The sequence below is a fragment of the Polyangium spumosum genome (assembly GCF_009649845.1).
Lineage (GTDB): Bacteria > Myxococcota_A > Polyangia > Polyangiales > Polyangiaceae > Polyangium > Polyangium spumosum.
This window is the reverse complement of record NZ_WJIE01000002.1, coordinates 678,132-690,500: the sequence shown is the minus strand read 5'-3', so window position 1 is coordinate 690,500 and position 12,369 is coordinate 678,132. Positions and strand designations below refer to the sequence as shown.

General features: G+C 71.4%; 10 protein-coding genes. 5 read left to right on the top strand and 5 right to left on the bottom strand.

Features of this window, described 5'->3' with window-relative positions:
* Nucleotides 1-3: 3 nt before the first annotated feature.
* A complete protein-coding gene (locus tag GF068_RS08740; RefSeq protein ID WP_153818849.1) occupies nucleotides 4-735 on the bottom strand; it encodes a DUF2064 domain-containing protein in 732 nt (243 codons plus the stop codon).
* Between the two features lie 194 nt (nucleotides 736-929).
* Here GF068_RS08740 and GF068_RS08735 point away from each other — a divergent pair, with 194 nt between their 5' ends.
* From GF068_RS08735 to GF068_RS08725, 3 genes are all read left to right on the top strand, one after another.
* The gene (locus GF068_RS08735; RefSeq protein ID WP_153818848.1) at nucleotides 930-2,195 is read left to right on the top strand and encodes a hypothetical protein; all 1,266 of its coding nucleotides are present in this window, start codon (nucleotides 930-932) and stop codon (nucleotides 2,193-2,195) included.
* A gap of 56 nt (nucleotides 2,196-2,251) precedes the next feature.
* On the top strand, nucleotides 2,252-4,822 hold the full coding sequence (locus tag GF068_RS08730) for a HEAT repeat domain-containing protein (protein WP_153818847.1): 2,571 nt from the start codon (nucleotides 2,252-2,254) through the stop codon (nucleotides 4,820-4,822).
* Between the two features lie 135 nt (nucleotides 4,823-4,957).
* Complete coding sequence (locus GF068_RS08725) at nucleotides 4,958-6,535, top strand: vWA domain-containing protein (protein WP_153818846.1); 1,578 nt, start codon at nucleotides 4,958-4,960, stop codon at nucleotides 6,533-6,535.
* A 127-nt stretch (nucleotides 6,536-6,662) separates the two neighbouring features.
* Here GF068_RS08725 and GF068_RS08720 read toward each other — a convergent pair whose 3' ends face one another.
* The 3 genes from GF068_RS08720 to GF068_RS08710 form a co-directional block, all read right to left on the bottom strand.
* Nucleotides 6,663-7,889 carry an MFS transporter gene (locus GF068_RS08720; RefSeq protein WP_338046292.1) on the bottom strand — a complete coding sequence of 409 codons (1,227 nt, stop codon included), beginning with the start codon at nucleotides 7,887-7,889 and terminating at the stop codon, nucleotides 6,663-6,665.
* Between the two features lie 7 nt (nucleotides 7,890-7,896).
* Nucleotides 7,897-8,823, bottom strand: a complete 927-nt coding sequence (locus GF068_RS08715) for a hypothetical protein (protein WP_153818845.1) — start codon at nucleotides 8,821-8,823, stop codon at nucleotides 7,897-7,899.
* 66 nt (nucleotides 8,824-8,889) lie between these two features.
* Nucleotides 8,890-9,963 carry a hypothetical protein gene (locus GF068_RS08710; protein WP_153818844.1) on the bottom strand — a complete coding sequence of 358 codons (1,074 nt, stop codon included), beginning with the start codon at nucleotides 9,961-9,963 and terminating at the stop codon, nucleotides 8,890-8,892.
* 50 nt (nucleotides 9,964-10,013) lie between these two features.
* Between GF068_RS08710 and GF068_RS08705 the strand changes: the two genes are divergently transcribed.
* Both GF068_RS08705 and GF068_RS08700 read left to right on the top strand, forming a co-directional pair.
* A complete protein-coding gene (locus GF068_RS08705; RefSeq protein ID WP_153818843.1) occupies nucleotides 10,014-10,982 on the top strand; it encodes a serine/threonine-protein kinase in 969 nt (322 codons plus the stop codon).
* A gap of 63 nt (nucleotides 10,983-11,045) precedes the next feature.
* Nucleotides 11,046-11,417, top strand: a complete 372-nt coding sequence (locus tag GF068_RS08700; protein ID WP_153818842.1) for a hypothetical protein — start codon at nucleotides 11,046-11,048, stop codon at nucleotides 11,415-11,417.
* On the opposite strand, the gene GF068_RS08695 is transcribed toward GF068_RS08700, so the two are convergent.
* Entirely contained in the window at nucleotides 11,418-12,368 is a 951-nt protein-coding gene (locus tag GF068_RS08695) for a ferritin-like domain-containing protein (RefSeq protein ID WP_153818841.1), read from the bottom strand.
* Between the last annotated feature and the right edge of the window lies 1 nt (nucleotide 12,369).

Below are 12,369 nucleotides of genomic sequence, written 5' to 3'. Positions count from 1 at the left end.
ACGTCAGCGCGTCACGGGCCGGATGCCGGCGCGCGTGAGGAACGCGGTGCACAGAGGCGCGGCCATCCCCGGGCCTCCGGTGCCGCTCGCGAGATCACGGGCGAGCCGCTCGAGGTCCGGGGGCGTGTCGATCGCGTAGGTCGGCTTGAGGAGCTGCGCCTCCAGGCCGAGCTCGCGGGCGCGCCGGGTCGCGCGTTCGAGCACGCCGGGCGACGTCCAGTCGACACCTTCGAAGAGCGCGGGCTCGGGTTGTGTCGTGCCGACGAGGTAAAGACCGCCGGACCCGGTGGGCCCGAGCAGCAGGCGCCCTCGTCGGGCGGCGAGCCAGAGCAGGCCCTCGAACATCTCGTCGAGCGGCATGAACGGCACGTCGCTCGTCACGATCGCTGCGGCCTCGGCGCCCGTCGTGAAGAGGTGCGCGAGCCCGTGACCGAGCCGCTTCTCGACGAGCGTCTCGCCGGACGAGACGACGTGTCGCCATCGCCCGGGCACGATCTTCTCGAGCTCCGCCTTCTCCTCGTCCGACACGCCGAGCACCGCGCGATACGCCATCGGCAGGATGGCGAGCATGTTCAGCGCGTCGCCGAGCAGCGCCGAGGACAGCTCGGCCGCGGCTTCGGGGGAGAGCGGTGGCGAGAGGCGAGGCTTCGCCGTGCCGGCGATCGGAGCACGAGCGAAGACGCCGAGCGCGAGCCTCTGGGGGCGAACGGTGGGGCGGGCGCGATGGTCGGCCACGCCCCCTCGTACCACGAGATTCGTGTCCTTGGCCAAGCGAGAGGCGGGGGATTCGAAGGCGGCCCGTGGGCCCGGCCTTTCCTTGTCCGCCCTCGATTGCGTGACGAGGGATCCTCTGGGACGATGAGGGTGTCGGCTCGGCGCCTGGGTCGTGGGGGCAAGGGCGCCGGGAGGCCCGAGGCAGAGGAGTAGCCGTGTCCATATCGACCATCCTCGACGTCGCGATCGGGATCTCCTTCGTGTTCATGCTGCTCAGCGTGATCGCCTCGGCCATCACGGAGGCGATCTCGGGCATCCTCTCGCTGCGCTCCGTCACGTTGCGGCAAGGCATCGAGCGGCTCCTCAAGGACCGCACGCTCGCGGCCAAGGTCTACGCGCATCCGCTCGTCGATGGTTTGACCAAGGACGACGACAGCGACCCCTCGTACATCCCCTCGGACCTCTTCGCGCGTGCGCTCGTCGACGCGGTCGTGGGCTGGAAGGACGGCGTCGATCACGCGCAGCGGCCCGAGCGCATGGGGCTCATCAAGGGCATCTTCTCGATCCCGCTGCGCGCGCTCCGGGGCTTCTTCCGCAGGCTCTGGCCGAAGGTCGACGACGCCAAGGTGGTCGAGCCGAAGAAGGTCGCGGCGAGCCTCGACGACTTCAGGAAGCGCCTCGCCGAGGCCGAGGGCTTCGAGGAGGACACGCGCGTCGCGCTCACGGCGCTCGTCTCGGACGCGAGCGTCAAGACGCTCGAGGACGCGCAGCAGCAGATCGCCGCGTGGTTCGACCGCGCGATGGACAGCGTCTCCGGCTGGTACAAGCGGACGGCGCACATCCTGATCTCCGTGGTCGGGCTCTTCGCGGCCGTGGTGCTGAACGTGGACAGTTTCCTCGTCCTCGACAGCCTCAACCGCGACGCCGTGCTGCGTGAGTCCGTGGCGTCGGCCGTCACCGAGAGCGTCAAGGCCGACGCGGCCCTCGTGAAGACGGCCGCGGAGGTCGTGGCGGAGCAGAAGGCGACGGCGAACGCGAAGCCGCCCGAGGTCTTCGTCGACGAGAAGAAGACCGAGGAGCTCGTGCGCAAGCGCGTCGTCGCGGTCAAGCGTGGGCTCGACGAGCTCACCTTGCCGATGGGCTGGCCCGAGGGGCGCGCGTTTTTCTGCACGCCCACGGCCGAGGTCTCGTGTGATCGACGCTCGGTGCCGGCGACGCTCGGCGGGTTCGGGCGTCGCTTCGGCGGATGGATCTTCACGGCCATCGCGATCGCGCTCGGCGCGCCGTTCTGGTTCGATCTCCTGAACAAGCTCATCAACCTGCGCGCGGCCGCGCCGCCGCCCGAGAAGGTCCGTCCCAAGGAGCGCGCGGCCGGCGCACAGCCGCAGCCCGTCGCGGCCGCGAGTACGCCCGTGCGTGAAACCGAGAGCGTACGTCCGATCGCCTCGCGCAGCAGCGCTCCGCCGCCTCCACTTTCCTGAATCTCGCGCTTCGCGACGGCCCGGCTCGCCGCGCGAAACATGGTACGGTGCGCCTCGTGCGTTCGGTCTCGCGCTCGATCCGCGTGCGTCACCTCGTCCGGGCCGGCCTCGCCTCGCTCGTGCTCTCGCTCTCGCTCGTGCAAGGCGGGGCCGCCGAGGCCTTCGTCTGGCCCAACGTGCCCGAGCGTATCGCTCGCTCGCTCGCTTCGCCCGACGTCTCCGAGCGGCGCGCGGCGGCGACGCGGATCGGCGAGCTGCCGGCGGAGCTCGGCGTGCCGCTCGCGCAACGCGCGCTGGGAGATCCGGACATCGAGGTGCGGCTCGCGGCGGCCGAGGCGGCGATCGCGCTGCGCATGTCGCGCGCCGGCGACCTCGTCATCGGCTGGCTCGGCGAGGGCGACGCGAGGCTACGTCTCGCGGCCTGCGACGTCATCCGCTCGTCGCCCACCGATCGCAGCGTCGTAGCGCTCGGGCGTGTGCTCGGGGATCCCGACGCCAAGGTCCGCGTCGCGGCGGCGGCGGCCATGGGCAGCTCGGGTTTGCCCGACGCGGTCTCGCCGCTGCTCGGGCACCTCGACGACGGCGCGCTCGAGGTGCGCGTCGAGGTCGCGCGTGCGCTCGGCAGGCTCGCCGATCCACGCGCGGTCGTCCCGCTGATCGGCAAGGTCCAGGACGCGGCGGCCGAGGTCCGTCGCGCCGTCTCGCGCGCGCTCGGCGAGCTCGGCGACACGAGGGCCACGAGCGCGCTCATGATCGCCCTGCAGGACAGCTCGCAGGACGTGCGCGTCGAGGCCGTCACCGCGCTCGGCAAGTTGCGCTCGGACGAGGCCACGGCCGCGATCGCGCCGCTGCTCGAGCCGGGCAACGACACGACCTTCGCGCCGATCATGCCGGGCGTGAGGCCGGGGCAGGGGAGCGCGGGCGCGGGCGAGGTACGCGCGGCGGCGCTGCGGGCGCTCGGCCGTATCGGCTCGGAGAGCGCGGTGCGCGCGCTCATCGGCGCGCTCGCGAAGGACGACCCGTCCGCGCCGCGCTCGCCCGTGCGTGAGGCGCTGGTCATGGCGGGCAAGAACGCCGCGCCGCAGCTCGTGGTGGTGCTCTCGGGTTCACCCACGCCGGCTGCGGCGGCGGGCGCGGCGCTCGTGCTCGGCGCGCTCGGCGCGAAGGAGGGCCTCGATCCGACCGTGCGCGCGATGCAGCGGGGCGTCTTGCCGCTCGAGCATGGCCTGCGCGCGCTCGCGCTGCTCGGCTCGTCCGAGGCGCTGCCTGCGGTGCTCGAGCTCCTCTCGGACGCCGATCCTACCGTGCGCCGCGAGGCCATCCGCGCGGCCTCGGAGCTGCTCGATCCGGCGCGGCCCGACGGGCGCGCGGTGGATCCGGCGCGCGCGATGTTGCTCGACGCGGCGACCCCGCTCGACGAGAAGATCGCCCTCGTAAAACTCCTCGGGCGTACGGGCTCGCCGCGCGCGCACGACGTGCTCTTGCCGCTCGCGACCACGAAGTCCCGCGCCTTCCGGCTCGCGGTGCTCGAGGCGCTTGGCGCGTATGTGCCGGCGCCGCCGAAGGTCGAGGCTGTGCTGCTCGACGCGATCACGGACGAGGCGGCGGAGGTCCGGCTCGCGGCGGCGGCGTCGATCGCGCGCGCGGGTGGCCCCTCGGCTGCGGCGAAGCTGCTCGAGCGGCTCCAGGTCGCGGCCGAGCAGGACCGCGGCGCCATCGGCCTCGCGCTCGCGGGGGCGCTCTCGCGCGCGACGGATCCGGCGCTCGCCGAGCGTGTCGGCGCGGCGTTGCCTTCGTCGCCCGACGTCGCGCGTGACGCTCTGCTCGAGGGCCTCGGCCGCATGCGTGGGGAGGCGAGCGGCAAGGTCCTGCGCAGGTTCGTCGCGTCGGGCATCGACGATCGGCGCAAGGTCGCCGAGGCGCTCGCGGGGCATCCGGAGGCCGCGTCGGTCCTCGTCCCGCTGCTCGGCGACGCCGACCCCGGCGTGCGCGCGAACGCCGCGTGGTCGCTCGGCGCCGTCGGCAAGAAGGACGCGCTCCCGGCGCTCACGAAGGTGCTCGCCGATCCCGACGTGGCCGTCGCGGGCAACGCGGCGGGCGCGCTCGGTCGCGTCGCTGCGCGTGAGGCTGCGGCGTCCGACGTGCAGGCGTCGCTCTGCCGCGCGGCGACCGATCCGCGGCCTTACGTGCGTGCCAACGCCGTCGTCTCGCTCGGGCTCGCGGGTGCGTCTTGCGAGGCGGGGCTCGTGACGGGCCTCCTCTCGCGGGATCGCTCCGAGGCCGTGCGCCTCGCGGCGGCTGAAGCGCTCTGGCGCGACGTCTCGCGGGCGCCGACGGGCAAGGACGCCGAGCGTCGCGCGCTCGTGCGTTGTGCCGGCGAGGATCGTAGCGCCGCGGTGGCGAACCGCTGCGCGCGCTCGCCTTCGCGCCTCCCGGGCACCGACGACGTGCTCGTCTTCGTCGCGCCGGACGGCAAGGACGAGCCGCTCCCGCGCGCGCCGTATGCGCTCGTGCGGGAGGACGGCCTCTTGCGGATGGGGATCGCCGATCGGCGCGGCGCGTTTTTCGAGTTTTTGGTGCCGAAGGGCACGATCCGCCTCGCGGTCCCGGCGCAGCTCGCGCGGTAGGGACTCGACCTTCCGTCCTCGAATCTGTGTCATCGTGCGCCGGGGCGAGGCTCGTTTTTGGGGCTTCGCGGCGCGGATGCGGGGGCGCGGGAGGGTACGGACCTTGCCAAGCCTCCCTTTGCCTGGAGGTCTGCCATGAAGCGATCGTCTTCTCTTCCTTTCGTGTTCTTCGTGCTCTGCGCTGCTGCGATCGGACCTGGCCTCGGTGCGTGCGCGAGCGACGCGGCGAAGCGTGAGCCGACCGGCGCGGGTGAGGCTGGGGGCTCCGGTGGCGTGCAGCAAGGTGGCTCCGGCGGGATGGGGGGCACCACGAGCCCGCCTCCCCCCACCCCTCCGTCCGATCCGCCGCCCCACCCGGATGACACGCCTGTCGTGGTGCCGCTGATCGACGATCCCGCCCCGTCTCCCCCTTCGGGCTGCATGGGCATCGATTCGTCCCAGCCGGCCCTCATTTCGGTCTCGTCCGACGATTCGAACTCCATGGCGTCGCCGGCTCACGTCCGCGACCTGCTTCGGCTCGGCCTCGAGCCACTCCCGCGCGAGGTGCGGACGCACGAATTCTTGAATTACTACACCATCTCCTATCCGGCGTCCCCGCCTGGCCAGCTCACCCTCTTCCCCGAGCTCGAGGCCGTGGCCGACGAGCCTGCGCAGCTTCATTTCCAGGTCGCGCTCCGCTCCTTCGATCCGATCAAGCCGCGCAAGCCGATGAACCTCACCTTCCTCGTCGACACCTCGGGCTCCATGCAGGGCCCTGGCCTCGCGCGGGCGAAGGCGACCCTCGCTGCCGTCGCGTCGCAGCTCGCGGCCGGTGATCTCGTGGGAGTCGTCACGTGGGGCACGGCGAACGACGTCCTGCTCGCCAATCACGTGGCGATCGGCCCGAACGATCCGGCGCTCCTCGGCGTCGTCAATTCGCTCCAGGCGAACGGCGGGACGGACCTCGCGAGTGGCCTGCAAAAAGGTTACGACCTCGCGGAGGACAACTACGCGCCTGGGCGCATCAATCGCGTCATTCTGATCACGGACGGCGGCGCGAACATCGGCGTGACGGACGGCGATCGTATTGCGACGGCCGCGGAGGACGCCGACAAGGAGGGCATTTACCTGCTCGGCGTCGCGACGGGCCCGGCGCTCACACATTCCGACGGGATCCTGGATCCGCTGACCGACAAGGGCCGAGGTGCCTACGTGTATCTCGACTCCGTCGAGGAGGCGTCGAGGATGTTCGCCGATCGATTCGACGAGACGATGGACGTCGCGGCCCGGAGCGTGAGCGTCGAATTCACGTTGCCCTGGTACTTCAAGGTCCACAAGTTCTACGGCGAGGAATACGAGACCGGCGAGGTCCGGGTCGACCCGCAGCACCTCGCGCCGTCCGACGCGATGATCTTCAGCCAGGTCCTCAGCGCGTGTGACGCGGCCCTGATCAACCCGGCCGATCCCGTCACCATTCGCGCGTTCTGGACGACGCCGATCACGTACACGAAGCAAACGACGGAGCTCACGACGACGATCGGCGACCTGCTCGCCGCGCAGAAGAAGGGGCTGCCGAAGGGGCAGGTGATCGTGGCGTACGCCGAGGCATTGAAGCAGCCGAGCCAGAAGAACCTGAAGGAGGCGCACGTTTTGGCGCTGGCGTACGATCCGGAGCTCGTGGATCCGGAGATCGCGGAGATCGTGTCGTTGATCGAGAATCATCCGCAGTTTTGAGGGCCCGGGAAGGGTTGACCCCTCCGGTCGCCCCAACCTTTCGGGCGCGTGAACCGGTCGAGCCTTCCTCTGCCTGAACGGTTGAGGCGTGCCGAGGATGCACCCTTCCCCCACACTACCCCCCGCACTACCCCCGCATCACCGCCGCCTCGAGCCCCCTCCCGCTCCTGAACACCCATCCCACGAACACCACCGCCAGCGCCGCGAGCACCGCCGCCAGCGTGAAATGCCCCGCGTACCCCAGCGCGTGCGCTGAAAACCCGCTCGCCGCCGCGGCCACTCCGCTCGCCAGCACCACCACCGAGGCTTGCACCGTGTAATCGGTCGCCGCGTGCTCCTGCCGGCACGAGGCCATCATCGCCGTGAAGAGCGAGGCCGTCGCCATGCCGCCCGCGATATGCTCGACGCCGCATACCACCACGAGCATCGGCATCGACGCCGATTGCCGCGCCACCACCGCATAAAGCATCACCGCGAGGGCTTGCAGCGCCCCGAACCCGACGAGCGCGCGCCGGTAGCCGAGCCGCTTCACGAGCCCACCTCCGAGCATCGCGCCGACCATGCCCGCCGTGATCGCCACGATGTTCAGCGTGCCCACCTGCGCGAGGCCGAGCCCGGCGCCTTTTGCGTCGACGAAGAAGGGCTTGAGCATGGCCGTGGCGAAATGCTCGCCGGCCTTGTAGACGAAGAGCAACCCGAACCACGCGAAGGCCCCGGGGCGCGAGAGCCAGTGGGACAAACTCGGGGCCTCGCGGGGCGGGGGCGGCGCGCCCGCGGGCTCGCGGAAGAGGGCGATCGGCAGCGTGGCGACGAGCAGCAGAAGGCCGAGGACGGTCAGCGTGAGCCCGAAGCCGGTCCGGTCGAAGACGCGCAACAAGAGGCCCCCGCCGAGGACCATTCCCATACGATACGCCGCCACCTGGAGGCCATTGCCCCAGCCGAGCTCCTCGTCCGAGAGGATGTTCACCGCGAGGCCGTCGGTCGCGATGTCCTGCGTCGCCGCGAGCAGGTTGACGAAAAAGACGCCGGCGAGCAGCCACGCGATCGACGGGCCGCCATTCGAGGCGGCGAGGGCGAAGACGAGCAGCGCCGAGAGGAGCTGGATCGGCAGGATCACGCCGCGCCGCCGCCCGAGCCGACCCGGGGCGCGCCGGTTCACGTGAGGCGACCAGAGGAACTTCAGCGCCCACGGCGCCGCGAGCAGGTACGTGAGGCCAATGGCCGGCAAGGACAACCCCATCGTCTTGAGGATCGCCGGCAATGCGTCCTGGAAGAAGCCGTAGGGCAAACCTTGCGAGAGGTAGAGGCTCGCGAGCAAGCCGAGCTTCGCGCGCGTGCCGTGCGTGGGGCTCACGTCCCGATCAGGGCAAGTTCAGGTGGAAATGGGGCTCGGGCCCGTCCCGCTCGTCCATGAGCGTCACGCCCGGCTCCTCTTTCACGGCCTCGCGCAGCGCCTTTTCTTGCGCCGCGTCCATGCTCCACGACCGCACGTCGACCGCGCCCGATTTCAGGTGCTTCGACACGTATACCCCGCGCCCGATCTGCGCGTCGATCACCTCGCGCATCACGCGGATCGTCGCCTTGCGTTTCTCCTTGCGGGCGAGCGCCTCGCGATAGGCATTCCGCACCTCGGTCGCCGCGGCCTTGTTCTCGTAGAGCGCCACCACGTCGTCGCCGCGCTTCAGCTTGTCGTACATGAGCTCGGCCTGCCGTTGCGGCGGGCGCGTCCCGCCCGTCACCACGAGCCGCCTCTTCGTCGCCTTGTGAAAGCGGGTCGCGATACGCACGAGCCGCTTGGCATTCGCGTCCGTGAGGCGCAGATCGCGGGCGAGCACCTCCATCTGGTTCGTGCCCGCCACCTTTTGCAGAGGCTCGGGCGCGCCGTCCTTGCCCGGCTCCGCGGCGCCGTCGAGCGTCGCCACGCGGAAGGTCTTCAGGTCGCCGACGTCGCGGCACGCCTTGCACGCCCCGGCCGCGTCGTCTCCACGCTCGAGCTTCACGTCGAGCCGCTCGGTCGTGCCGTCCCGCATCACGAGCTCGACGCGGACCTCGAGCGGGACCTCGTAGCCGCTCTTGAGCTCCACCCCGTACGCCGGGGCGGCGTCCTCTTCGCTCGCGGGCCGCGCGCACGTCCGGAGCTCGAGCTTCTCGTAACCCTTGCCGGCCGCGCGCCACGCCGAGCAATGCGGCGCGTCCCCCGCGCTCGCCTCGCCCGAGACGAGCCCCAAGGCGAAGAGCGCCGCGGGCAGAGCCCACGCGCGCGACCAGGCTTTTTTGGCACCCTGCACGCCCGCCCGCTGCCACGAGGGCCGCGGGGTGTCAAGCGAGAGCGCGCAAACGCGGGAAAACCCGCCTCATCGCCCGACCTTCATCACGCTCCCGCCGTTCGCCTGGTCGAGCCAGAAAATACACTGCTTTCCCAGCACGAGGCGCGAGAGCCCCGTCCGTCCGCTCGCGTGCACGCGGGGCGCCTCGCCGGCGCAGCCTGCCGCGGGGCAGCTCCGGATCTCGCCCGCCGCCGTGTCGGTCCAGTACACGCGCCCCCCGGAGACGGCCACGTCGAAGGGTTTTCCCCCCCCGACGACCGGCGTGACGGCCACGGGTTCATGACAATACGCGCCCTTCGGGCACCGCGCGACCGTGCCGTCCGGCGCCCACGCCGGATAATAAAAAGAATCGTTGTCCACCGCGAGGGAGGTGGGGAAGACGAGCGCGCCCGCGATCGGCGTGGCATTGCCTCCAGGCGCGCTCTGAAAGATGGTGCCATTCTGGTTCCCGTTGCCGAGATCGACCCAGAAGAGCTCCCCGCCGCTCGCGAGGATCGTATCGGGGCGAAGGAGCTTCGAGGCGTGCTCCTTCGGCGCAGCGCAGCTCGCCGGATCGCAGCCATAGACGTGGCCCTCGCCCTCGCCCGCGCCACGATCCGTCCAGTAAACGGAGGCCCCGTCGAACACGACGCGCCCGAGCGTGCCTTGCGCGGCGGGCGACGAGATCTTCTTTCGCGTCTCCAGACACGTGTCCGCCACGCAGGACCAGAGGCCCTCGTCGTCCGTGTAAAACACCTCTCCCTCGCGGACCACGACGCTGCGCGGCGCGACCGCGCCCGTGATCACCTCGGGCAGCGCCGCGTCCGCCGCGAAACGCACGACCTCGCCGCCCTCCTGGTTCACCCACGACAAGCCGTCGTCCGCCACCACGAGGTCCACGACGCCGAGCGCGAACGCCGTGCCCTCCGCGACCACCACGGGCGCGCATCCTCCTTCGGGACACGGATCACACGCGAGCACGCTCGCCCCGGGCGCGCCGCCGCCGGCCGCGGCGCTCGGGAGGTCTGCGCCGAGGCGGTCGAGGTCGAGCCAGCACGCGGCCGCCGAGAGCGAGAGCGCCGCGAGCAAGAGGCCTGGGAGGGAGCTTGGGCGCGACCACATGGCCGCAGTGTAACCCGCTCGCCGCGTGGTCGTGGTAGCCTGCGCGGCGCATGACTCCGGAGACGGACGCAGAACTCGCGGCGCAGCGGATCGGCACGACGATCGGCACCTGGAAGATCGAACGTGTGCTCGGCATCGGCGGCATGGCGAGCGTCTTTCTGGGCCGCCGCGCGGATGGATGCGCCGCGGCCATCAAGGTCCTCCACCCCTACCTGCTCGACATCAGCGAGCTCCGGAAGCGCTTCCTCCGCGAAGGGCCGATCGGCAGCGCGCTCGCGACCGTCGGCCCGCTCTGCGAAGGGCTGCCGCAGGTCTACGAGTCGGGCGTGGCAGAGGACGGTTCGGCCTTCCTCGCGATGGAGTTGCTCGACGGAGAGACCATCTTCGATCGCATGGCGCGCAAGGGCGTGCTCTCCGTCGACGAGGTGCTGCGTATCGCGCACAAGGTCCTCGACGTGCTCGTCGTCGCGCACACGTTCGGCATCGTGCACCGCGACCTCAAGCCCGAGAACCTGCACCTCGGCAGGGACGCGCGGATCAAGGTGCTCGATTTCGGCATCGCCCGCGTCGACGCGCTGCCGGAGGGCACGGCGGAGCTGCCCGAGAAGACGGCCACGAAGGCCGGCATCGCCATCGGCAGCTACGAGTACATGGCGCCCGAGCAGGCGATGGGCAAACCCCAGGAGATCGACGGTCGGACCGACCTCTTCGCGCTCGGCGCCACGATGTTCCGCCTGCTCGGCGGTCGTTACGTGCACGGCGATCTCGACGGCCCGATGTTGCTCGTCGCCGCGGCCACGAGGCAAGCGCCGCCGCTCGCCTCCCTCGCGCCCGCGGTCCCTTCCGCGGTGTGCGCCGTCGTCGACCGCGCGCTCGTGTTCCGCAAGGAGGAGCGATACCCCGACGCGGCGACGATGCGCTTCGACGTGTACGCGCTGCGCGGCGGCAAGACGCCGCCCTACGTGACGGCCATCGCCGAGGGGCGTGTTCGCCCGGGGGATCGCCTGCCGACGCGCTGAGCTCCCCGCGTTCGCTTGACAATACGCGCGGCGCCGCGTCCCATCGCTGCCGTGGAAGCGTTCATGATGTGCGGGTGGCCCGCGTGGGTGATGTTGCTCTGCGGGATCGTGGGCTTCTGCCTCGCCGTCCTCGGGCTCGTGCTCTCTGGCTACGAGAAGCATCGCCCCAGCCTGATCGTCTCCGGGCTCGCGGTGTTCGTGTGCTTCACGGCCATCGGACTGGGCCCCGTCGGCGCGATGTTCGGCCGCGCCGCGACGGATCGAGCGCTCGCGGGCGGCGCGGTCGAGCCGTCGATGAAGGACCAGATCCGCCAGGCAGGGTATGCCGAGGCCGACGCATGCAAGGATGTCGGCGTGGGCCTCGGGACGGCGCCGCTCATCGTCTCGCTCGCAGCGTTCGTGCTCGCGATCGTCCTGTTCAAAAAGAAGAGCTGATCAAGCTGCCACGTCGATCCCGATCGCCACGACGAACCTCTCCGCGAGCGCCTGCGCCGCCGCCGCGTCGGGCAAGCCGAGGACCCCGAGCGCCTCGTCGCGCCCCGCGTCCCGCGCCCTCGGCGAGAGGAGCCCGCGCGCCGCTTCTCTTCGCGCCGCCTCGACGCGCGAGCGCGCCGCCGGATCGAGCCGCCGCTTCGCCCACGCGTCGATCTCGAACGCGAGCGCCGCGTGGCGCGCCTCGTCCTCGGCGATACGCGCCATCACGCCGCGCACCTCCGCGTCTTTCGCGAACGTCGCTTGCCACCGCGCGACGAGCGCGCCAAACGCCTCGCGCACGCAGCCCTCGGCCGCGTTGTGCGCGGCGAGCTCCTCCAGCGAGATACGCCGCGTCGCGCCCGCGGGCAGGGTCCTCATGCGCGCCCCGTACCTCCGCGCGAGGGAGCGCGCCTTTCGCGTGTGCCTCCGCTCCTCCGCGCCCGCCCGCGAGGCCGCGCGCAGCAATCTCCGCGGCGCCCCGAGCGCGGCGAGGTCTCGCCGGAGCTCACGGAACGCGATCACCGAGGCGGCCTCGAGCTCGGCCGCGTGGGCGAGCCACGCTCCCGGCGTCGCGAGACCCCTGGTGGACAAACCTTTTCCCGGGCCGCCGTACCCGAGCGGCCGCCTCCCCGCGCTGCAGTCGGACATCTGCGTGCACTCGATCGCCGGAATGGTCTCCCCGCCCTCTTGCGTGATCGACGTCGGCACACACGAGATGCCGTTCGCGCATTTTCGCTCGCATTCCTGGGCGATCCAGTCCCCTGCGTCCTCGACGCCGCCGTCGCTGCTCGGCGGCAGGAGCGGGATCACGGTCACGTTGTCGGGACAAGGCCCGCACGCGATCCCGCGCGCCCCGAGCGCCGTCGTGGCGATGATCATCCCGAGCAGTTTGTCCAGGTGTCTCCGGGTCATA